Source organism: Sphingomonas psychrotolerans (genome assembly GCF_002796605.1).
In the GTDB taxonomy this organism is placed as follows: Bacteria; Pseudomonadota; Alphaproteobacteria; order Sphingomonadales; family Sphingomonadaceae; genus Sphingomonas; species Sphingomonas psychrotolerans.
Window position 1 is genome coordinate 3,768,712 of the sequence record NZ_CP024923.1, and the last position, 21,659, is coordinate 3,790,370.

Here is a 21,659-nt window from a genome sequence, read left to right on the forward strand (position 1 = left end):
ACTGGGTCGCCGGCCCGCGCAGGGGCCTATATTATTTGCCTGCCGCCTGCCTTGCCGATGCTGGTGGCCGTTCTGTGACCGCGCGTCGACGCTCCTCCATCAGCGAACTCAGTTCGGGGGTGGAGCGCCAGAGCGCGAAATAGCGCGGGTCCCGCCGAACCGCGCCCGGAAATTCGAACGCGCCGTAAGGCAGGGCCCAAGGCAAATATAGCGAGCCGCCCTTCACGGCTTCCTGCAGGCACCGGATCGCATCTTGGGTCGCGCCGGCATGCGCATATTCGAAGGCGAGCACGAACAGCGCATCGGGCAAGGTGCGCGTGAAGCCCGCGCGCGCGGGTGCGCTGCTCCGCACCTCCCGCTCGTCCTTGCGGATCATTGCCAGGTAGCGCGCCGGCCGCCCCTCGATCGCCTCGGCCGCCGCATCGAATCGGTCGAGCCGCACGGCGACCGGCGGGATTGGCTTACCCGCCCAGACGCGCTCGCGAATGTGCTTCGAAACAGCGCGGAGTTCGGACGCACTGCGATTGCCGAGCAGGATGAGGTTGAGATCGCCGAGCACGAACACATGCGTGCGATCGCGGCGGATCAGCGAGAGATAGGTCTTGACCGCCTCGGCCGAGCGACCCGCGCATTGCAGCAGTCGCGGCACCGCAAGCCGTCGCCATGTCCGCTCGGGTTCGAGCGCGGCGGCAATCTGCGCGTGGCGCAGTCCCTCATCGCATTTTCCGGTCACGCCCACGGCATAAGCATACCAGGTATTGGCATCGGCTGAATTGGGCGCGAGCGCGACCGCCCGGTCGAGCAGTCGTCGCGAATCGTCCCAGTGTCGCGCGCTCTCGAATTGTGCGGCGGCGGCGATCAGCACCTCGGGATCGTCGGGGTTGATTGCCAGCGCCTTGTTGACCGCTTCGGTCGCGCGGGCCTGGCGCGCTCGAAACGCGGCGAAATCCTCTCCTTCGCGCGGATGACGCGGTGTGATCGAAACGCGATAGCGCAGCATCAATGCGGCGACCGAGGCCGGATCCATCGCCAGCGCCTCGTCGCTCAGGGCGCGTGCGTCCATGCTGAGCCGTTTCGAGGTCGGCCAGTCGCCCAGCTCGCGCGCCTCGCTTGCCTGCGCATATTTCCTGTCGGCGCCCCCAACCAGCGTGAGGACGTCCGGATCCTCGGGCTCGCGCGCCGCCGGAAGGCCGGCGCGGCGGTCGCCCAGCCAGAGCGCGAGATAGCGTGTCGCGGAGGAAATCGCCCGCTCCTCTGCAACAAGCCCCGGCGCGCTGCGGGAGTCGAAGGTCGCACCCCATACCCGCACACCAGTCCGGCCGTCGTTGAGGCTGAGGGTGATCGTCTCCCGGCCGGCCGCGGTAGCGACGCCGCCGCTGAGCACCAGGTCGGTCGCCGAACGCTTGCCCGGCTCGCCGATCACCGCGGTGTCGACGACGCGCATGCCGCTCATCCGCGACACTGCAAGGCGCAGCCGTTCGGCAAGATGGCCCAGCGCCTCGGAATGCGGCTCGTTCGGCGCCGAGGGCAAGACGGCGATCGTGTACCCTGCGGCGCGCGCGACGGGCGCGGCATCGGTGCCCTTGGCGCCCGGCCAAACGGTGATCCCAACGCCCGATACGACCAATCCCGCAACGGCCAGCGCCCCGATGATCCGCCAGGTTCGCCGCGGGGGCGCTTCGGGCTCGGGAATGGCCGGACCGGGCGATGCGTCCAGCCGCGGCTCGGACGGCACTGGCGCGGTCGCGCCTTGCGGGGGATCGATTCGATAGCCGACCGAACGGATCGTGGTGAGGCCGAACGCGCCGGTCCGTTCGGACAGGCGGCGAATGCGCGAGATGACGCGGTTGATCGCATCTTCGCTGACGGCCCTGCCGTCCCAGCATTGCTCGACCAGCGCATCGCGCGAGACCACCCGACCCTCGCTACGGGCCAGCACGAGCAGCACCTGGACCACTTGCGGTTCGAGCGTCCCGGTGCCGCCTGACCAAGTGAACTCGCATGTCGGCGGCCGAAGCGTACCGGCCCCCAGCGCAAGCTCGGGCTCGTTGGCCAAAGTCGTCTTCACGGGCGCCTCTTACCCCAGAAATCAGCCAAAAGTCAGCCTCAAGTCAGGCCCGGGTCCTTTTTGACCAAAGCCACCGCCCGATAGGCCGGACGCAGCGAGATCATCCGGCCATCGCAGGATAGGGACTTGTATGCGAAACCATCATTACACCGCGCGACATCGCCGGCTGACGGCTACGCTCGCCCTTTCGGCCGGCCTCGCGTCGAGCCCGTCCGTCGCGACGCCGGTGCGTGAGACTACGCCCTGCCGGCTGGGCGTCTTGTGGCAGGTCACCCATGCCGACGGCACTTTCGCCCGGGTCGAAATCGCCCAGATAGACACATATTTCTCCGGGAGCGTCACGACGCCGACGGCGGCCAGAGGCATGCTGCACGATGGTCGAATCCATGGCCGCAATCTCAGCTTCCGCGTGCGATGGTCGAATGGCCGCAGCAGCGCCTATCGCGGCCATATCCGCCCCGATGGCCATGTCGAAGGCAGCTACTTCGCGCTCGCCACACCCGATGCGCAACAGCTCTGGGTCCTGAAACAGCGAATCAGATGCTGAGCGGCATCACCAGCGCATGAGGCAGGAGAGCAGGATCTATGGGCATCGGTATCGACAAGGGCGCAAGGCGGCGACTGCGCAAGACAGGGGCACTGGTCTTCTGGATTGTCGCGTGCAGTGCCGCGTTCGTCATGTGCGGCCGCCTTCTCTGGCTGGCCTGGGCTACGCATTCGACCTTCATGCCGCGGCGGTGGGGCGGGCGCTGGGTCACGCTCGAGCAGGAACCGGGGTTCTTCTGGGCCGCGGTCACGATCTACGCCATCGGGTTCCTGTGCGGCCCGATGGCGGTGTTGACGCAGCTCGGCGACCTGATCGAGCAGATCCGCGGGCGTCGACGCAGATTGCGCGAACGGCGGCCTTGAATGCCGCGCTGCGTGCGCGCGTCGCAAGGCGGCAGTCAGGCTCGGTATGACATTCAGATTGGGGAGACCAACCATGCGCACCACGCGTCGCGGTTTTCTGGGCGGAACGACTGCCGGCCTCGCGATGACCGGCCCGGTCGTCTCTGCGCGCGGCCGGCCCAACACGGTGCCGATCCGCAAGATCGCCACGGAAGAAGCGTTTGCGACGCCCGCCCTCGCCAAAGCATGGCTGGAGATTGCACGTACAGATCCAAAAGCGAGCCTTGATGTGCCGACCGGCATTCTCTCGATCTTCGACAATCCGCGCCCGGGTTCGAACCAGGACCGGTTTCGCCGCCAATTGCTCGATCTCGACGGCGAGCGCCTCGCCGACATGGATCAGGCGGGGGTCGACGTGCAGGTCCTCTCCGTCACGATCCCTGGCGTGCAGATGTTCGAGCCGGCTGCGGCAAGTGCGTTCGCCATCGCCACCAACGATCATCTCGCGGCGGCGATCTCGCGCCATCCCCGGCGCTTCGCCGGACTGGCCTGCTTCGCCCCGCACGATCCGATTCGCGCCACGCTGGAAATGGAGCGCGCGGTGAACAGGCTCGGGCTGAACGGCTTCATCGTCAATTCGCACACCGGGGATCTGTATCTGGATGACCCGCGCTTCGCGCCGATTCTCGAAGCGGCGCAGGCGCTCGACCGGCCGATCTATCTGCACCCGCGCGCGCCGTCGAACGGGATGGCGGCGCCTTTCCGCGACTATAGCATGGGCGGATCGATCTGGGGCTTCGGCGTCGAGGCCGGAACGCACGCCGTGCGGCTGATACTCAGCGGCGTGTTCGATCGCTATCCGCGCCTGCGTATCGTCCTCGGTCACATGGGCGAGGCGCTGCCATTCTGGATGTGGCGCCTCGACCATATGGCGGCACGCCGAGCCAGAGACGGGCGGATGAAGCCGCTTGCGCTGGCGCCGAGCGAATATTTCCGCCGCAATTTCGCCGTGACGACAAGCGGATTCGAATCCCCCGACCTGCTCGACCTGGTGCTCAAGTCCGCAGGAAACGAGAACGTGATGTGGGCAGTCGATTATCCGTATGAAAGCTCCCATGATGCGGTTGCATTCATTGAAGGGGTGAGCCTGACCGGCGCGCAGCGTGCCAGCATCTTCCATCGTAATGCCGAACGTCTTTTCAGGTTGAAATGAGGCATCCGGGTTCCGCGTCCCGACAGCGTCGAACCCTTTGATTGAGGAGAGCCACTGTGAGTTTAAGTCGATACGCCTTGCTGATGGCTGTCCCGACCTTGTTACTCGCCCTCGCCGGTTCAGCCACCAGCCAAACCGCCGAGTATGAGATCGCCTTCGCCAGCTTCGCGCCGCTCAATGCTGATATCTTCATCGCCGACGCCGATGGCGGCAATGCCCGCCCTTTCCTCGCACACCCCGAAGCTGATGCGAATGCCAGCTTTTCGGCTGACGGCAGGTGGATCGTCTTCGCTTCGCGCCGCGCGGGTTCGTACGACATCTATCGCGCGCGGCTCGACGGCTCGGGGCTGGAGGCGCTCGTCAGCCACCGTGCCTATGACGACCAGGCCGCGCTCTCCCCGGACGGAAGCACGCTGGCATTCGTATCGAGCCGGAGCGGAAACGCCGACATCTGGCTGCTCGACATGCGGACACGACGGGTCAAAAATCTCACCCGGGCACCCGGAGGTGATTTCCGCCCCTCCTGGTCGCCGGACGGGAAGTGGATCGCCTTCTCGTCCGACCGCGAATCGCGCAAGCCGAGGCTTCCCGCACGCGATTTCACCATCCGCCATTCCACCGAAATCCACATCGTGCGGCCCGACGGAAGCGGCCTGCGGCGGGTGTCGGTGGACGATGCTTTTGCCGGAAGTCCCTCCTGGTCGCCCGACGGCACGCGGCTCGCTTTCTACACCGCGCCGATCGGCGAGGTGGCCAAGGTAACGGCCGCACGGCGCCTGCGGGGAACCACGCAAATCGAGACGCTGGAACTGGCGACGGGGCAACGGACCGTCCTGACGACCGGCGACGGCGAGAAATGGTCACCGCGCTGGCTCGGCGAGCAATCGATCGCTTATGTGTCGGGAGGCCCCGAGGGTGGCGTCGAGCGCGCGGCCGGATCGCCCGGCGCGCGCGGCGCCTTCAGCAACCCGGCCTGGTCGCCGGACGGCCGGAAGGTGATCTTCCACCGCGACGTCGAGAGCACCTGGCCGCCGCACCGCGCCTGGACCTCGCTCGACCCGCGCTTCAGGATCATTCGAACGGGCATTTTCCCGTCCTACACACCCGATGGCGACCACAGGGTGAGCAACGATCAGACCGCGGGCATCCTGCACAACAGCATCCTGACGATGGCGGCGGACGGCTCCGGTGCAAAGCGTGTCTTCGGCGAGGCCGAACGAAGCGCGCTTGCCCCTGAATTGTCACGCGACGGTACGCATATCGCCTTCGGCCTCGGTCAGTTCTTCCAGAACCTGAAGGGTCCCGCCCGGGCGGACATCGCGACGATCAACCGCGAAGGCGGCGACCTCAAGGTGCTCACCGATGGCGCGGGCAATTACGGGTTCCCGAGCTGGTCGCCCGATGGCAGCCAGATCGTCTTCCGCAAGGCGGGAGCCGGCGGGAACGGGCTCGAAATCGTCAATGCCGCCTCGGGCTCGCGCCGCACGCTGCTGAGCGGCCCGGCACATTATAATTTCCCGTCCTGGTCGCCGGTGTCGAACAGGATCGCATTCACCGCCGATATCGACGGCGACTACGAGATCTGGACGGTCAATGCCGACGGCTCGGGATTGCAGCGGCTGACGAACGCGCCCGGCAACGATGCCCACAACAGCTGGTCGCCCGATGGCAAGTGGATCGCCTTCGCGAGCGCGAGGAGCGGGTTCAAGGACGAGGCACTGCTGCATCCGGCGAACCCCCAGCCTTATGGCGAGATCTACGTCATGCGGGCCGATGGCAGCGACGCGCATGCGTTGACCGACGATCCGTTCGAGAAGGGAACGCCCGCCTGGCGGCCGCTCGGTGGACCGGCGCCGCGACGTCACTGACATTCGGAAGGCAGATCGAGGGGGCAAGTTTTTGATACACGTTGTGACACTCTTGAACATCCGAGCCTGGGCGAATCCTCAAATGTGGTGCGGCGCGTTCCCGCCGTGAGGCCATGCGGATCTACCTCAGCGGTCAGCAGAAAACCGCTGACCGGCGGTTTCGGCCCGCTCGAGGATGGGTTTGGGCCGGCTAGCGCGCTTGGTCAGCCGCACTGATGTGATCGAGCGTACCTGGTGGCTCGACCAGCAAAGCGCGACCAAGCTTTGCGGCTGTCTAGCTATGTATCATAGCATTTATTGACATCCCCCCAAGCGCGATCCATGATCCACCGGCCGACACAGCGGGGCGAACTCGCGGAAGGCCAGGGGAGGAAGACATGATCGAATCGCCGCTTCGTCACGTATTGTCCGCTTGCAGCCTGGCCTCGATCGCGGCGTGTCTCTGCGCAGTCGCTCCGCCCGCGATCGCGCAGACTGCGGCGACCGATCAGCAGCCTTCGGCAGAGAGCGATCAGCAGGATCCCCAGTACGGCGAAATCCTGGTGACTGCCCGGCGCCGCGCCGAGCGGCTGCAGGACACGCCGGTCGCGGTATCGGCCTTCACCGCCGAAATGCTCGAGACCCGGCAGATTCTCCAGACCCAGGATCTCGAGCGCGTCACGCCGAGCCTCCAGTTCAAGCCCGCGGGCCAGCTTTCGGGCAATAGTGCGTCCTCGGTGGTGTTCATCCGCGGCGTCGGTCAGGTCGATCCCACTGCGGCAGTCGATCCCGGGGTCGGCATCTATCTCGACGAAGTCTATCTGGGCCGCGCGGTCGGCGGCGCGATCGATTTCGGCGACATCGACGGAGTCGAAGTGCTGCGCGGACCGCAGGGCACTTTGTTCGGGCGCAATACCATCGGCGGCGCGATCCTGGTGCGGACGCGCCAGCCCGAACTCGGCGTGTTTGGCGGCAAGGCGCGCTTCCGTGTCGGCACCGACAATCTCTACGAAGGCTTTGCCGCGCTCAACATCCCGCTCGGAGACACCGCTGCCGCCCGCATCTCCGGCGGCTTTCGCAAGCGCGACGGCTATGTGATCCGTGCGTTCGACGGGCTCGATCTGGGGAACGACAACAGCCAGTCGTTCAACGCCGCCGTCAAATGGGCGCCGTCGAGCGCCTTCGACCTGTTCATCCGCGCCGATTATTCGAAGCGCCGCGAACATGGCGCGCCGTTCGTCTTTGCCGAGATCAACGAGCAGGCACCCGTTGCCGCGATCGTCAGCGTCGCCGCCGGCTGCCCCGGCGCGACGATCCCGTTCGCGCCGATCGCCCCGGGCAATCCGCGCTTCGGCGCGCCCAACGTGCCGCTGATCAACGATGCCCGCTGTGCCAACGACTTCCAGGCGCGCGGTAATTATGTCAACGGCGGCACCGCGCCGGTGCTCAGCACTTCCGAAGTGTGGGGCGCGGCCGCCACTGCCAACATCCACCTCACCGAACAGGCGTCGATCAAGCTGATCAGCGCCTATCGCGAGACCGAATCGCGCGGCGTCCGCGATGCCGACAATACGCCGTTCCTGATGATCACCACCGATGTCGGCGGCAAATCGCAGCAGTTCAGCCAAGAAGTCCAGCTCCAGCTCGATTTCAACGCGGTTAGCGCGATCCTCGGCGGCTATTATTTCAATGAGGTCACCCGCGAACGCGCGACGGTGCCGCTGGCATTCCCGCCCTCGCCCCCGGTGATCCGCTCGATCCTGGCAGGCGGGCCGACCAGCCGCGATCTTCAGGTCTCGCGGCTCAAGACCGATTCGGTGGCGGCGTTCGGCGAAGTCAGCGTCAAGCCCGCGACCGGGCTCGAGATCAGCGGTGGCCTGCGCTATACCACGGACCGCAAGACGTATCAGGGGACGGTGTTCAACCTCTTCCCCTCCACGCTGCCCGATCCCAGCCCGCTGCCGACGCTGGCGACGTCGCAGGGCGGGCCGCTGTTCATCTTCAATCGACCCTTCGCGCGAACCTTCTCGGCGCTCACTGGCTCAGCCAGCCTGCAATATCGCTGGAACGACGCGATCAGCACCTATGCGTCCTATGCGCGCAGCTTCAAATCGGGCGGGTTCAACACGCGCTACAATGCCGCGCCGGCGGGCAATCTGCCGGTGCCGTTCGATGAGGAAAAAGTCACCAGCTACGAAGTCGGCGTCAAGACCCAGTTCGGCAGGGTGCGGCTGAACCTCGCGGCGTTCCAGGCAGAATATCAGGACATCCAGCTGATCTTCCGCCAGGGCGTCGTGCCGCTCTTGTTCAACGCCGGCGAAGCGCGGATGCGCGGCGTCGAGGCGGAGCTGAGCTATCGTTCGCCCTGGGGCCTGACCTTCGATGCCGCCGGCAGCTATCTGCGCGACAAGATCAAGAGCATCACCCCGGTTCCCGGCGCCACTGCCACCGTCGCACCGGGCGACGATCTGCCGTTCACCCCCGAATTCCAGGGCAGTGTCGGGATTTCCTATGCGATCGAACTGGGCAACGGCATGAAGCTGACCCCGCGCTTCGACGGCAGCTACACCGCCAAGGAAACCTTCATCACCGGCAGCATCCGCTCGATCGAGGAGGACGGCTATTTCGTCGCCAACGCTTCGGCCACGCTGGTGCTCGGCAACGGCATCGAGGCCACCGCGGGCATCGCCAATCTGTTCGACGAGCACTATCTGATCCAGGGCAATGCATCGCTGGGAACGCTCGGTTATGCCGAGCGCATCTATGCGCGGCCGCGCAGCTGGTTCGTGCAGCTGTCGAGCAGCTTCTGAAGTTTCTTCTTTTCTCCCTTACCAAGCGGAGAAGAGCGCCGATGTTCAGCTGCGTATCCGCTTCAGCAGGCTAATCAACTGCTGGACCTCGCGCCGGACCTCGCGCCTGGTGAAACGCGAGGTGATTTCCGTCGCCGCGCATCCGATGCGCATGCCGCTTGGGGCGAAGCGCCTCCATGCACGCAGCGATCTCGCCTCCCGCGCTCGGTTCGTAAACAGGACGGTCCTCGTGCCATCGAGCAACATGCTCCTGCCAGCAGGCCCGACGGGCGACGCACGACAGCGTCAATCTGCAGAACTCGAGTCGCTGGGACCCCTTCGCAAGCCATCACCTAATTGTATGTGTTGCGTATCAATATCGGGAGGAATAGGGTGCGGCAAGCGGCGCGGGAATGCGGCGCAATGATATTGCGAGCGAGAGGATAGCGACATGACGGCAGCCAATCTGGAACAGGTGCTGAGCGCCGCGGGGGATCCCGTGGAGATGCTGCGGAATTCGCAGATCGGGGCCTATGTCTATCCGGTGGTCGCGCCCGAATTCTCGAACTGGCGCAGCGAGCAATATGCGTGGCAGCATTCGGCGGTGCTGTTCGACCAGTCGCACCACATGGTCGATCTGTTCATCAGCGGACCCGACGCGCTCAAGCTGATCAGCGCCACTGCGATCAATTCGATGAAGGGCTTTTCGGTCGACAAGGCCAAGCAATATGTCCCGACCACGCCCTATGGCCATGTCATCGGCGACGGCATCCTCTTCTATCTGGCCGAAGAGAAGTTCGTCTATGTCGGCCGCGCGCCGGCCGCCAACTGGCTGATGTACCACGCCCAGACCGGCGGCTATGACGTCGAGATCGTCAAGGACGACCGCAGTCCGGCGCGGCCGATGGGCAAGCCGGTCCGGCGGGTCAATTGGCGTTTCCAGATCCAGGGACCAAATGCCTGGGCGATCATCGAGAAGCTCAACGGCGGTCCGGTCGAGCAGCTCAAATTCTTCAACATGAGCATGATGAACATCGCCGGGAAGACGATCCGCACGCTGCGCCATGGCATGTCGGGCGCGCCGGGGCTCGAAATCTGGGGCCCGTATGACGAGCAGGAAGAAGTGCGGAGTGCGATCCTCGAAGCGGGCAGGGAGTTCGGGATCGTCGCTTGCGGCAGCCGCGCTTATCCGTCGAACACGCTGGAAAGCGGCTGGATCCCGTCGCCGCTCCCGGCGATCTACACCGGCGACAAATTGAAGGGCTATCGCGAGTGGCTCGGCGCCGACAGCTACGAGGCGACCGGCGGCATCGGCGGCAGCTTCGTCGGCGAGCGCATCGAGGATTATTATCTCAACCCGTACGAGCTCGGCTATGGCCCGTTCGTCAAGTTCGACCATGATTTCCACGGGCGCGAGGCGCTCGAAGCGCTCGACAAGGACGCGCAGCGGCGCAAGGTGACGCTGGCGTGGAACGCCGAGGACGTGGCGAAGATCTTCGCGTCGATGCTCGATCCGGACGGCGAGAACTACAAGTTCTTCGATCTGCCGCTCGCCAATTACGCCTCGTCCAATTACGACAAGGTCGTGGATTCGGGGGGCCGCACGGTCGGCCTGTCGATGTTCACCGGCTATAGCTATAACGAGAAATCGGCGCTGAGCCTGGCGACGATCGATCATGAGATCCAGGTCGGCACCGAACTGAAAGTGGTGTGGGGCGAGCCCGATGGCGGCACCCGCAAGACCACGGTGGAGCCGCACCGGCAGATCGAAGTCCGCGCGGTGGTCAGCCCGGTCCCCTATTCGCGGGTGGCGCGCGAAACCTACCAGCAAGGCTGGCGCACCACCCGCGTCTGAGACCTCGGGCACAGGTCGCCCCGGCTTCGTGCCGGGGGACCTCCGTGCCGCGCGCGATGGTCATGAGGCGCTTGCTAATCGGTATGTAACACGTACAAATGCGCGGCGCGCGATACCGTGCCGCCAGAGCAAGGAGGGGTGGGATGACGATGGTCGAACGGATCGCCTCGGCGATCGCCGCGAGCCGCACCGGCACGACCGCCGGATGGCAATTCTATCGCGACGACGCGCTCCGCATGATCGCGGCTGCACGCGACTTTCGATCGCTGCGCGCGCGCCGGGTGGGCGATGTTCGCCACGATCGCCCGCCGCACGCTGGTTGACTGCCGCGGCAAACCCCGCTTTCACCTGCGCGATGTCGCGCAAAACCATCAGCTTCGGCAGCCTTTCTCCCCTTGTCGGCTTCCACCTTCGCCGCGCGTCGGGCGAGTTCGCGCTCGATTTCCGATCGGCCGTCGAAGGCACCGGCATGCGCCAGGTGCTGGTCGGCATCCTCGCCGTCGTCGAGGCCAATCCGGGGATCAATCAGGGCGCGGTCGGCAAAATGCTCGGCATCAAGCGCGCCAACATGGTCTCGCTGATCAACGAGCTTGTCGAGCGCGGTGCGCTCGAACGGACGATGACGCCGCGCGACCGCCGCTCCTTCTCGCTGGAGCTCACCGTCTCGGGCAAGGCGCTTCTCGCCGAATGCATGACGCGCATCGCCGTGCACGAGAAGAAGCTGCTGGCGGGCTTGAGCGATCTGGAGCAGCAATTGCTCCTCAACCTGCTTTCGCGGATCGAGAGCCCGGCGGGGTAGAGGCTATTCGGCCCGGATCAGCGCGTCGAGCGCGATCACGCCTTGCCCGCGCGGATAGACGATCACCGGGTTGAGATCGATCTCGCGGATGGCCGGCGTGCCGGCTAGCACTGCGCCCAGCCGCGCGATCATCGCCGCCAGCGCCTCGAGGTCGAGCGCCGGCGATCCGCGGAAGCCGTCGAACAGCGCCGCGCTCTTCAGCTGTCGCAATTCGGCGATGATTGCGGCTTCGGTGAGATCGGGAGCGATCAGCCGCACGTCATGGGTCAGCTCGGCCTGGACGCCGCCCATCCCGACCAGGATCACCGGACCCCATTCGGCATCGTTGCGCGCACCGACGATCAGTTCGACGCCCCGCGCGCCCATTGCCTCGACCAAGACGCCCTCGAGCGTCGTGCGGGGTGCGTGTCCGGCGATGTTCGCGTGAAGCTGGTCCCATCCGCGCGCGAGTGACTCGGCATCGGGGAGACCCAGGATCACGCCGCCGGCGTCGCTCTTGTGCGACAGTTCGCAGGCTTGTGCCTTGATTGCCACCGGATAGCCTACGCGTTCGGCGATGGTTTGCGCCTTCTCGATCGTGGTCGCCAGATCGCCAGCCGGAAAGGCAATGCCGGCCCGCGCCAGCAATTGCTTGGCGCGATATTCGGGTGTGATTCCCGCCTGGAGCCCATCGAGCGCGATCGGTTTGGCGCCGCTTGTGCCTTGATCGCGCGCCGCGTGCCGCGACAGTCGCGCCAGTGCCCGGAATGCCCGATCGGCCGAAGGGAAATAGGGCACGCCCAGCGCACGCAGTTGCTCGACATATCCGGCTGGCACCATTGCCCCTTCGTCGAGGCCTGCAAAGACCATGGCCTTGCGCGGCGCCAGCGCGGTAAGCGCATCGATGATCGCGGGGAATTTGCGTGCCGACGTCGCTTCGTCGGTCTGGATGATCGCTAGCACGACCGCCGAAATGGCCGGATCGTCGAGCAACGGTTCGATCGCGCGCCGGTACAGATCCGGGTCGACCAACGCCTGCGCAGTCAGGTCCATCGGGTTCGATACCGGGATGAAATCGGGCATCGCCGCGCGGAGCCGCGCCGCGGTATCCCCGTCCAATGTAGGCAGTGCCAAGCCGATCGCTTCGGCAAGATCCAGCGTCAGTGCCTTGAACGCTCCGGATTCGGTCAGCACCGCCGTGCCGCCCGCGCCGAGCGGCTGCGCGCGAAGCGCCAGATCGACCAGATCGCCCAGCTCCTCGAGGCTATCGGCCAGCAATATCCCGGCGCGCTCGACCTTGACGCGCATCACGTCCCAGTCGCCGGCCATCGCGCCGGTGTGAGTGGCGGCGGATTCGCGCGCCGCGCTTGATTTTCCGGGGTGCAGCAAGACGATCGTCTTGCCGGCGGCGTAGGCCTGCGCCGCGAGCGCTAGGAAGCGCGCGGGATTGCGGAACTGCTCGACGATCATCGCGATGACGCGGGTGTGCGGCGCGCCGATCAGATGCGCGACGTAATCCTCGACGCCGCTGGCCGCTTCGTTGCCGGTCGAAACCGAGAGCGAGATGCCGAGGCCCTTGCCCATCAGCACGGTGCCCAGCACCACCGCCATCGCCCCCGATTGCGAGACGATCCCGACCCCCGGCCGGCTGCCCAGCCGCAATGCCGGCGTCTCGACGAAGGTCAGCGGCACGCCTTCGACATAATTGACCATGCCGAGGCAATTGGGGCCCTCGATCACCATGTCGTGCTGCGCGGCGATCCGGCCGACTTCGGCCTGCGCCGCCAGGCCTTCCTCGCCGCCCTCGGCAAAGCCCGCCGCAAAGACGATCGCCGCCCCCACGCCGCGCGCCGCCAATGCCCGCAATGCGTCGATCGCCGCAGCGCCCGGGATCGCCAGCACCGCGGCGTCCACGCCCTCCGGCAGCTCTTCGATCGACTTGAGGCATGGCCGGCCATCGATCGTGTCGCGCCTGGGGTTGATCAAATGGATGTCGCCGGCAAAGCCGTGGCGCACCAGATTGGCGAGTACCGAATTGCCCAACGCGCCAAGGGTAGGCGAAGCACCGACGATTGCTACCGAGCGCGGCGTGAGCAGGCGGGAAAGATCGGGCATCATATATCCTGACCCAGCGGGCGGAGAGGGGCTGGCAGAGACAGGGCGCGCACGCCCCTAATCGACGATCGACCTCAGACGTCGGCCTTGGATCGATCATAGGCGCCGAGCCCGGGCTTGTAGCTCTTCTCGTCGATGAACTGGCGCGTGGCTTCCTTGCGCCCTTCGGAATCGAAGCTGTTGGCCGCTTCCTGCGCCCGGATCAGATAGTCCTCGGCATTGTCATAGCTCATCTCGCGCACGCGGCGGATCGCGTCCTTGGTCGCCTTGAGTGCGACCGGGTTCTTGGCGAGCAGCACCTTGGCGACTTCGGTGACGCGATCCTTGAGCTGCGCGAGCGGCAGCGCTTCGTTGACCAGTCCCCATTCGGCGGCTTGGGTGCCGCTGAGGTTCTCGCCCATCATCGCATGATACATCGCCTTGCGGAACGGCAGCAGCTCGGTCGCCACCTTCGATGCGCCGCCGCCCGGCAGGATGCCCCAGTTGATTTCCGAAAGCCCGAACTGCGCTTCCTCCGCGGCGAAGGCGAGATCGCAGCCGAACAACGGGCCATAGCCGCCGCCGAAGCACCAGCCATTGACCATCGCGATCGTCGGCTTCTGATACCAGCGCAGCCGCTCCCACCAGCTATAGGCCTCGCGCTGCGCCTGGCGCGTCGCGCCGAGGCCCTTGGCTTCGTTCTCGCGGAAATATTCCTTGAGATCCATGCCAGCAGACCAGGCGGCGCCTTCGCCGCTGAGCACCAGCACACCGACATCGCTGCGGAATTCGAGCGCTTCGAGCACCGCCAACATGTCGCGGTTGAGCGTCGGGCTCATCGAGTTGCGCTTGTCGGGGCGATTGAAGCGGACCCAGGCGATGCTGTCTTCGACTTCATAGGCGACGACGCCGGCGTTGCTCAGTTCAGTCATGGTTTCGGCTAATCCTTTTAGTGTCTGGCAGGCGATCGATCAGATCGGGAAATGGCCCGGCTCGGTCTCGATCGTGATCCAGCGCAGTTCGGTGAAGGCATCGATCCCGGCCTTGCCGCCGAAGCGGCCGTACCCCGAGGCCTTGACTCCGCCGAACGGCATCTGGGGCTCGTCATGGACGGTGGGGCCGTTGATATGGCAGATGCCCGATTGGATCTGCCGCGCGACCCGCAGCCCGCGCGCCGTATCGCGGGTGAAGACCGAGGCCGACAGGCCATATTCGGTATCGTTGGCCAGCGCGATCGCATGCGCCTCGTCGCGCGCGCGGACGATGCCGACGACCGGGCCGAAGCTCTCGTCGCGGAACAGCCGCATCGCCGGCGTGACCCGGTCGATGACATGCGCCGGCATCAGCACGCCGTTGGCGTCGCTGCCGACCAATTGCTCGGCGCCATTGGCGAGCGCGTCGTCGATCAGGCCGCGGACGCAGTCGACGGTCTTCTGATCGACCACCGCGCCGAGCGGAGTCTTGCCCGCGCGCGGATCGCCCACCGCCATCGACGCGACCTTGGCCTTGAACTTCGCGGCGAACGCGTCGGCGACGCTGTCTTCGACGATGATCCGCTCGGTCGACATGCAGATCTGGCCCTGGTTCATGAACGCGCCGAACGCCGCGGCCTTCACCGCTTCGTCGAGATCGGCATCGGCCAGCACTATCAGCGGCGCCTTGCCGCCTAGTTCGAGCAAGACCGGCTTGAGATGCTGCGCCGCGCGCACTGCGATGATCCGTCCGACATGCGTCGACCCGGTGAAATTGATGCGGCGGACATGGGGATTGTCGATCAGCGCGCCGACGATTTCGGCGGCATCCTCGGGCGCGTTGGTGACCAGGCTGACCGCACCCTCCGGCAGCCCGGCCTCGGCAAATGCCTCGGCGATCAGCGCGTGGGTGCGCGGGCATTGCTCGCTCGCCTTGAGCACCACCGTATTGCCGCAGGCGAGTGGCACCGCGATCGCGCGGACGCCGAGGATGATCGGCGCGTTCCACGGCGCGATGCCGAGCATCACGCCGACCGGCTCGCGCAGCGCCATCGCCAGGCATCCGGGCTTGTCCGAGGGAATGACCTCGCCGGTGATCTGGGTGGTGAGCGCCGCGGCCTCGCGCACCATGCCCGCGGCGAGCATCAGGTTGAACCGTGCCCAGCCTTCGGTGGCGCCAATCTCGCCCATCATCGCCGCGACGAAATCCTCGGCGCGCGCCTCCAGCGCGACCGCCGCCTTCATCAGCAGTGCGCGGCGCGCATTGGGGCCCAGCGCAGACCATTTGGGAAACGCCGCGGCCGCCGCCGCGCACGCCGCATTGGCGTCGGCCACCGTCGCGGCGGGCGCGCTGGTCGCGACGTCGCCGGTCACCGGATTGCGGCGGTCGAACGTCCGCGCTTCTTCAACCAAGGTTGCCATTGAGCCTCTCCGGATATTGCTATGTTATATAGCTTAAAATGTACGCCTGCAATACTATCGTTCTTCATCCGGACGCGCGCCGACGGCCGGCGAGGCCGAACAGCGCCAGCGCACCCACCGCCGAGCCCAGCGCCATCAGGATCGCGACGGTCGCCAGCGGATAGCCGGCGGCGAATAGCAGCCCCGCCAGTGCGGGCGCGAGCGCCGAGCCGCCGCGACCGATGCCGATCACGAACCCCGTGGCGGTGGCGCGAAGCCCGGTCGGGAAGCTGCGCGCGACCAGTGCGTATAGCCCCACCACCCCGGCATTGGTGGCGAAACCGGCGGCTGCCGCGAGGTGCGACAGGGTGGCGATATCGCTGCCGCCGCGGCCGAACAGGATGACGAGCGCCACCGATGCGAGCATTGCGCCGATCGTTAGCGGCAGCAGCCTGACTCGCGAAGTCAGCAATCCGAGCAGCAGCGATCCGATCGCACCGCCTGCGCTGGCCCAGACCAGCACTCCTGCCGCTTCCGACGGGGCATGGCCCATGTCGACGACGATCTTCGGAATCCATTTGAGGATGAAGTAGAAAGTCATGATATGCGCGAGATAGGCGAGGGTCAGCAGCACGGTCTGGCGCCTGAGGCCGACCGAGAACAATTCGATCGCGGACGTTTTGCGCGCCATGGATTCGGGCTCGGGCAGCGAAGCGATCGCGGCGTGGCCCATCCGTGCCAGCGCATGGTTGATCTTCGCCAGTGCGTCGGGTGGGCGTTTGTGAAGCAGGAACGCGATCGACTCAGGCGCTGCGAGAAGTACCACAGGGACGAAGCAGGCACTGGCCACGGCGCCGAAAACGAAAACCGCCTGCCATCCGTAATAAGCGAGCAGCACCGCAGAGATCGAGCCGCCGATGATCGTGCCGAGCGGGTAGCCCGCGGCCATCAGCACGACGCATAATGCCCGCCGCCGGGCATTGGCGGCTTCCGCCACCGCGGCGTTGGTGGCGGCCAGCATGCCGCCGATGCCGAGGCCGGTGATCAGCCGCCAGGTGGAGAGCAGGTAGACGTTGGTCGAGCTTGCGGCGGCGAGCATTCCGGCGGTCATGATCGCGAGGCAGGTCAGGATGGTCGCGCGCCGGCCGATCCGGTCGGCGATCCCGCCAAGCGCCAGCGACCCGGCCGCCATGCCGATCAGCTCCATCGACAGCACCAGCCCGAGCGCGGCGCGCTCGATCCCCCAGTCGTGCGCAATTCCCGGCGACGCGAAGCTGATCGACAGCACGTCGAATCCATCGAGCGCGTTGAGGCCGACCATGACCGCGACGACTCCCCATTGCGCGCGCGACATCGGGGCGCGATCCAGAATCTCCTGGGGATTGTCGTCAGGCATCGTCCTCTCCACGATTTTCGGGAGCCTCGCGCAAAATGCTATGTCACGCAACAGTGATTGCGCGCTGATTCGGCGATTCGCAGCCGTGCAGACTTGTCAACACTGGCGTGGAAATGCATGTACCGCATACCAATTTTCCTGCCGTATCGGAGCCGTGATCATGCCCAAGCCGCCCTTCCGCGCGGATCATGTCGGCAGCTTCCTGCGCCCCGCCGCGCTGCTCGAGGCGCGTTGGGCTTTCAAGCAAGGCCGGATCGACACGGCGGCGCTGCGTGTCGCCGAAGACGCGGCGATCCGCGATGTCGTGGCGATGCAGGAATCGCTCGGCTTCCACGGGATTACCGATGGCGAATTTCGCCGCACTTATTTCCACACCGATTTCCTGCTCCAGCTTGACGGAGTCGACGAAGCCGGCGGCACCCAGGTCAAGTTTCACCAGCATGGCGGCAAGGAGCTCGAATATGCGCCGCCGGTGATGAAGGTGACCGGGCCGGTGCGCCACGCGCACGATATCCAGCGGCGCGATTTCGAGTTCCTCGCATCGTGCACGTCGCAAACGCCCAAGGTGACGATCCCCTCGCCGACGATGCTGCATTTCCGCGGCGGGCGCGACGCGATCGACGCTATCGCCTATCCGGACCTCGACCAGTTCTACGAGGACATCGCCGCGGCCTATCGCGCCGAGATCGCGAGCCTCGCCGATGCCGGGTGCCGCTATCTCCAGCTCGATGACACCAATCTGGCGTATCTCTGCGACGAGACCCAGCGCGACAATGCCCGCCACCGCGGCATGGATCCCGACGAACTGCCGCGGCTCTATGCCCGGATCATCAACGACTCGATCCGCGACGCGCCTGCCGACATGGTCATTTGCGTCCATCTGTGCCGCGGCAATTTCCGCTCGTCCTGGGCTGCCGAGGGCGGCTACGAGCCGGTCGCCGAAGTGCTGTTCAACGACCTCGCCGTCGACGGCTATTTCCTCGAATATGACGATCCGCGCTCGGGCGATTTCGCGCCGCTGCGGCATGTACCCAAGGGCAAGACCGTGGTGCTCGGGCTGGTCACGACCAAGCTCGCCGACATGGAAAGCGCCGACGACGTCAAGCGCCGGATCGACGATGCCGCAATACCTGCCGCTCGACCAAGCGGCGCTTTCGCCGCAATGCGGCTTCTCGTCGACGGTGCACGGCAACGATATCGCGATGGAGCAGCAATCGGCGAAGCTGCGGCTGGTGATGGGAGTCGCCCAAGACGTCTGGGGCACGATCTGACGGATCAGTCGGTGGCGCGTTCCTGGGTCGGGAGCGAACCGGGCGTGCGCTCGGGCAAAACGCTCACAAGGGCAGCCCTACGTAATTCTCGGCGATCGCGGTCTGCATCGCGCGCGAGGTCGCGACATAGTCGATTTCGGCGCGCTGCATACGATGCTCGAATGCACCGTCTTCGGGGAAGCGATGCATCAGCTTGGTCAGATACCAGCTGAAGCGCTCGGCTTTCCAGATACGGGCCAGCGCCCGCGCTTCGTAGCCGGCGAGCGGCGCCGCGTCGCCCTTGGCGAACCAGGCGATCAGCGCCTCGGCAAGATAAGCGACATCGGAGGCGGCGAGGTTGAGCCCCTTGGCGCCGGTCGGAGGGACGATGTGCGCGGCATCGCCCGCCAGGAACAGGCGGCCGCGGCGCATCTTCTCGAACACGAACGAGCGCAACGGCGCGATCGACATTTCGAGCGCGGGGCCCCGGGCGACACCGCGGTCCGAAATCGAGTCGAACCGCGCGGCGAGTTCGTCCCACAGCCGATCCTCCGACCAATCCTCGATCCGCGCGGCCTGCGGCACCTGGATATAATAGCGGCTGCGGGTGGGTGAGCGCATCGACGCCAGCGCAAAGCCACGCGGGCCGTTGGCGTAGATCAGTTCGGGGTGACAGGGCGCTACGTCGGCCAATATACCCAGCCAGCCGAACGGATATTCGCGCTCGAACGTCCGCGCCGGATGGTCGCCGACCGCCTTCCGCGAAGGGCCGTGAAAGCCGTCGCACCCCGCGATGAAGTCCGCATCGATTCGCTGCGATTGCCCGTCGACGACGTAGCTGATCCACGGCCGCTCGCCGTCCACATCGTGGAGCGCGACTTCGCCGGCTTCGTAGACGATCGGCAGGCCACGATCGAGCGCGGCATCCATCAAGTCGCGAGTCAATTCGGTCTGGCCATAGACCGTGACGTACCTCCCGGTCAGCGCCTCGATATCGATGCGGATCATCCGGTCATCGTCGGCCAAGTTGAAGCCGTGCTCGATCATCCCTTCGGCGTTCATTCGTGCGTCCAGACCCAGCCGGTGCATCAATTGGGTGGTGACGCTTTCGAGCACGCCGGCGCGGATTCGCGACAGGATGTGTGCCGCCGACTGGCGCTCGACGATGACGCAGTCGATCCCCTCGCTGCGCAGCAAATGGCCGAGCAGCAATCCGGCGGGGCCGGCACCGATGATCGCCACCTTGGTCTTCACTGGGCTCAGCCGGCCAGCTGCTTTTCCAGCGCGTCGAGCACGCGGTAGCAGGGCATCACTTGCGCGACGCTGGCATTCGGCTCGCGCCCTTCGCGGATCGCGGCGACGAATTCGCGGTCCTGCAACTCGATGCCATTGCTCGACACCGTGACGCCGCTCAGGTCCACCGCTTCCTCGCGCCCGGTGACCAGATCGTCGTAACGCGCGATCCATGTGCCCTTGTCGCAGATGTAGCGGAAGAAGGTGCCGAGCGGCCCGTCATTGTTGAAGCTCAGCGACAAAGTGCAGATCGCCCCGCTTTCGCTCTTGAGCTGGATCGCCATGTCCATCGCGATGCCGAGCTCCGGATGGATCGGCCCTTCGAGCGCATGGGCGGCAACAATGGGACCAGCCTGCCAGGCGAACAGATCCACCGTGTGCGCGGCGTGGTGCCACAAGAGATGGTCGGTCCAGCTGCGCGCCTCGCCCTTGGCGTTCATGTTCTGGCGGCGGAAGAAATAGGTCTGGACGTCCATCTGCTGGATCGCGAGGTCGCCGGCCGCGATCTTGCCGTGCAGATATTGATGGCTGGGATTGAAGCGCCTGGTGTGGCCGACCATCGCCACCAGCCCGGTCTCCTGCTGCTTCGCGAGCACCGCCTCGCCGTCGGCGAGATTGTCGCACAGCGGGATCTCGACCTGGACGTGCTTGCCTGCCTCCAAGCACTGGATCGTCTGCGCCGCGTGCATCTGGGTCGGCGTCGCGAGGATCACTGCGTCGAGCCCCGGCTGTTCGAGCGCCTCGGCGAGATCGGTGCAGGCATGGCCGATGCCGTATTTGTCCGCCACCGCGCGCGTCGGCTCGAGCCGACGCCCGACCACCGACACGACTTCGACTCCGTCGATCAGCCTGAGCGCGTCGAGATGCTTTTCGCCAAAGGCACCGGCGCCGGCGAGTGCGATTTTCATGGTCGATCCTGGTCCTCTATTCAGCCGCGGCCGCGAAATCGCTGCCGGTCATGTCGAGCCCCTCGCCATTGTCCGGGCGCAGCACGAGATGGCCGATCGCGGTGTTGCTGCACGGCACGTGATAATGGCGGTGGAGGAGGCGCGTGGTCTTGCCCATCGCGCCGCGCATGATGAGCCACATCACCATCTCGATGCCCTCCGATCCGGTCTCGCGCAGATATTCGAGGTGCGGGATATGACGCAGCGCGTCGGACGAGCCGATCAGCCCGTCGATAAAGCGGTTGTCCCATTCGCGGTTGATCAGCCCGGCGCGCGGTCCCTGAAGCTGGTGGCTCATCCCGCCGGTGCCCCAGACCTGGACGTTGAGGTCCTCGGGAAAGCTCTCCACTGCCTTGCGGATCGCTTCGCCCAGCGCCCAGCAGCGATTGCCCGAGGGCGGCGGATAGGTGACCACGTTGACCGCCAGCGGCACCACCTTGCACGGCCATTTGTCGGGCTTGCCGAACATCATCGACAGGGGGACGGTCAGCCCGTGATCGACGTCCATCTCGTTGATGATCGTCATGTCGAATTCGTCGAGGATCAGGCTCTGTGCGATGTGCCAGGCCAGGTCGGCATGCCCCTCGACATCGGGCACCTGGCGGGGGCCCCAGCCTTCGTCGGCGGGCTTGTACTGCTCGCCGCAGCCGATCGCGAAGGTCGGGATGATCTTCATGTCGAACGCCGAGGCGTGGTCGTTGAAGACCAGGATCACGACATCGGGCTTCTCGGCCAGTTCCCAGACGCGGGTCCATTCATAGCCGTTAAAGATCGGGCCGAAATAATCGTCCGAATCCTTGCCGAAATCGGAGGCGACGCCGAGCAGCGGAACGTGGCTGGACCCGACGCCTGCAGTGATACGTGCCATC

At 65.9% G+C, this 21,659-nt stretch carries 16 protein-coding genes and 1 pseudogene; 9 read left to right on the plus strand and 8 right to left on the minus strand.

The window, feature by feature from the left end:
- Positions 1-31: 31 nt before the first annotated feature.
- The gene (locus CVN68_RS17165) at positions 32-2,068 is read right to left on the minus strand and encodes a winged helix-turn-helix domain-containing protein (RefSeq protein ID WP_100283277.1); all 2,037 of its coding nucleotides are present in this window, start codon (positions 2,066-2,068) and stop codon (positions 32-34) included.
- Between the two features lie 130 nt (positions 2,069-2,198).
- On the opposite strand from CVN68_RS17165, the gene CVN68_RS17170 reads away from it, so the two are divergent.
- From CVN68_RS17170 to CVN68_RS17205, 8 genes are all read left to right on the plus strand, one after another.
- Complete coding sequence (locus tag CVN68_RS17170) at positions 2,199-2,615, plus strand: hypothetical protein (RefSeq protein ID WP_100283278.1); 417 nt, start codon at positions 2,199-2,201, stop codon at positions 2,613-2,615.
- Positions 2,616-2,653: 38 nt separating this feature from the next.
- Positions 2,654-2,977: a hypothetical protein gene (locus CVN68_RS17175; RefSeq protein ID WP_100283279.1), complete on the plus strand. Its 324-nt coding sequence runs from the start codon at positions 2,654-2,656 to the stop codon at positions 2,975-2,977.
- 73 nt (positions 2,978-3,050) lie between these two features.
- Complete coding sequence (locus tag CVN68_RS17180; RefSeq protein WP_158298937.1) at positions 3,051-4,169, plus strand: amidohydrolase family protein; 1,119 nt, start codon at positions 3,051-3,053, stop codon at positions 4,167-4,169.
- Positions 4,170-4,246: 77 nt separating this feature from the next.
- Positions 4,247-6,037: a PD40 domain-containing protein gene (locus CVN68_RS17185; RefSeq protein ID WP_100283281.1), complete on the plus strand. Its 1,791-nt coding sequence runs from the start codon at positions 4,247-4,249 to the stop codon at positions 6,035-6,037.
- Between the two features lie 377 nt (positions 6,038-6,414).
- Positions 6,415-8,826: a TonB-dependent receptor gene (locus tag CVN68_RS17190; protein WP_100283282.1), complete on the plus strand. Its 2,412-nt coding sequence runs from the start codon at positions 6,415-6,417 to the stop codon at positions 8,824-8,826.
- 430 nt (positions 8,827-9,256) lie between these two features.
- Positions 9,257-10,660: a vanillate/3-O-methylgallate O-demethylase gene (ligM, locus tag CVN68_RS17195; protein WP_100283283.1), complete on the plus strand. Its 1,404-nt coding sequence runs from the start codon at positions 9,257-9,259 to the stop codon at positions 10,658-10,660.
- A gap of 143 nt (positions 10,661-10,803) precedes the next feature.
- Positions 10,804-10,983 (plus strand): hypothetical protein, encoded by a 180-nt coding sequence (locus CVN68_RS17200; protein WP_100283284.1) that lies wholly within the window; start codon positions 10,804-10,806, stop codon positions 10,981-10,983.
- Between the two features lie 32 nt (positions 10,984-11,015).
- Complete coding sequence (locus CVN68_RS17205; protein ID WP_100283285.1) at positions 11,016-11,459, plus strand: MarR family winged helix-turn-helix transcriptional regulator; 444 nt, start codon at positions 11,016-11,018, stop codon at positions 11,457-11,459.
- Between the two features lie 3 nt (positions 11,460-11,462).
- Here the strand turns inward: CVN68_RS17205 and CVN68_RS17210 are convergent, their stop codons facing one another.
- The 4 genes from CVN68_RS17210 to CVN68_RS17225 form a co-directional block, all read right to left on the minus strand.
- Positions 11,463-13,553 carry an acetate--CoA ligase family protein gene (locus tag CVN68_RS17210; protein ID WP_100284488.1) on the minus strand — a complete coding sequence of 697 codons (2,091 nt, stop codon included), beginning with the start codon at positions 13,551-13,553 and terminating at the stop codon, positions 11,463-11,465.
- 74 nt (positions 13,554-13,627) lie between these two features.
- The gene (locus CVN68_RS17215) at positions 13,628-14,464 is read right to left on the minus strand and encodes a p-hydroxycinnamoyl CoA hydratase/lyase (protein ID WP_100283286.1); all 837 of its coding nucleotides are present in this window, start codon (positions 14,462-14,464) and stop codon (positions 13,628-13,630) included.
- A 39-nt stretch (positions 14,465-14,503) separates the two neighbouring features.
- On the minus strand, positions 14,504-15,925 hold the full coding sequence (locus CVN68_RS17220) for an aldehyde dehydrogenase (protein WP_100283287.1): 1,422 nt from the start codon (positions 15,923-15,925) through the stop codon (positions 14,504-14,506).
- A gap of 64 nt (positions 15,926-15,989) precedes the next feature.
- Positions 15,990-17,300, minus strand: coding sequence for an MFS transporter (locus CVN68_RS17225; RefSeq protein WP_100283288.1), 1,311 nt, complete (start codon positions 17,298-17,300; stop codon positions 15,990-15,992).
- A 160-nt stretch (positions 17,301-17,460) separates the two neighbouring features.
- On the opposite strand from CVN68_RS17225, the pseudogene CVN68_RS17230 reads away from it, so the two are divergent.
- A pseudogene (locus CVN68_RS17230) lies at positions 17,461-18,366 on the plus strand (5-methyltetrahydropteroyltriglutamate--homocysteine S-methyltransferase); the annotation flags it as partial.
- 268 nt (positions 18,367-18,634) lie between these two features.
- On the opposite strand, the gene pobA reads toward CVN68_RS17230, so the two are convergent.
- From pobA to CVN68_RS17245, 3 genes are read right to left on the minus strand one after another with little or no spacing between them, the layout of a single operon-like run.
- The gene (gene pobA, locus CVN68_RS17235) at positions 18,635-19,804 is read right to left on the minus strand and encodes a 4-hydroxybenzoate 3-monooxygenase (protein ID WP_100283289.1); all 1,170 of its coding nucleotides are present in this window, start codon (positions 19,802-19,804) and stop codon (positions 18,635-18,637) included.
- 5 nt (positions 19,805-19,809) lie between these two features.
- The gene (locus CVN68_RS17240) at positions 19,810-20,751 is read right to left on the minus strand and encodes a Gfo/Idh/MocA family oxidoreductase (RefSeq protein WP_100283290.1); all 942 of its coding nucleotides are present in this window, start codon (positions 20,749-20,751) and stop codon (positions 19,810-19,812) included.
- Between the two features lie 16 nt (positions 20,752-20,767).
- Positions 20,768-21,658, minus strand: coding sequence for a class III extradiol dioxygenase subunit beta (locus CVN68_RS17245; RefSeq protein WP_100283291.1), 891 nt, complete (start codon positions 21,656-21,658; stop codon positions 20,768-20,770).
- Position 21,659 lies beyond the last annotated feature (1 nt).

Excerpts from the sequence above, each read along its gene's own strand:
- CVN68_RS17220 (WP_100283287.1), bottom strand. The coding sequence starts at position 15,925 with ATGGCAACCTTGGTTGAAGAAGCGCGGACGTTCGACCGCCGCAATCCG.
- CVN68_RS17175 (WP_100283279.1), top strand. The coding sequence starts at position 2,654 with ATGGGCATCGGTATCGACAAGGGCGCAAGGCGGCGACTGCGCAAGACA.
- CVN68_RS17215 (WP_100283286.1), bottom strand. The coding sequence starts at position 14,464 with ATGACTGAACTGAGCAACGCCGGCGTCGTCGCCTATGAAGTCGAAGAC.
- CVN68_RS17210 (WP_100284488.1), bottom strand. The coding sequence starts at position 13,553 with ATGCCCGATCTTTCCCGCCTGCTCACGCCGCGCTCGGTAGCAATCGTC.
- ligM (WP_100283283.1), top strand. The coding sequence starts at position 9,257 with ATGACGGCAGCCAATCTGGAACAGGTGCTGAGCGCCGCGGGGGATCCC.
- CVN68_RS17240 (WP_100283290.1), bottom strand. The coding sequence starts at position 20,751 with ATGAAAATCGCACTCGCCGGCGCCGGTGCCTTTGGCGAAAAGCATCTC.
- CVN68_RS17190 (WP_100283282.1), top strand. The coding sequence starts at position 6,415 with ATGATCGAATCGCCGCTTCGTCACGTATTGTCCGCTTGCAGCCTGGCC.
- CVN68_RS17245 (WP_100283291.1), bottom strand. The coding sequence starts at position 21,658 with ATGGCACGTATCACTGCAGGCGTCGGGTCCAGCCACGTTCCGCTGCTC.
- CVN68_RS17180 (WP_158298937.1), top strand. The coding sequence starts at position 3,051 with ATGCGCACCACGCGTCGCGGTTTTCTGGGCGGAACGACTGCCGGCCTC.
- CVN68_RS17170 (WP_100283278.1), top strand. The coding sequence starts at position 2,199 with ATGCGAAACCATCATTACACCGCGCGACATCGCCGGCTGACGGCTACG.
- CVN68_RS17225 (WP_100283288.1), bottom strand. The coding sequence starts at position 17,300 with ATGCCTGACGACAATCCCCAGGAGATTCTGGATCGCGCCCCGATGTCG.
- CVN68_RS17200 (WP_100283284.1), top strand. The coding sequence starts at position 10,804 with ATGACGATGGTCGAACGGATCGCCTCGGCGATCGCCGCGAGCCGCACC.
- CVN68_RS17205 (WP_100283285.1), top strand. The coding sequence starts at position 11,016 with ATGTCGCGCAAAACCATCAGCTTCGGCAGCCTTTCTCCCCTTGTCGGC.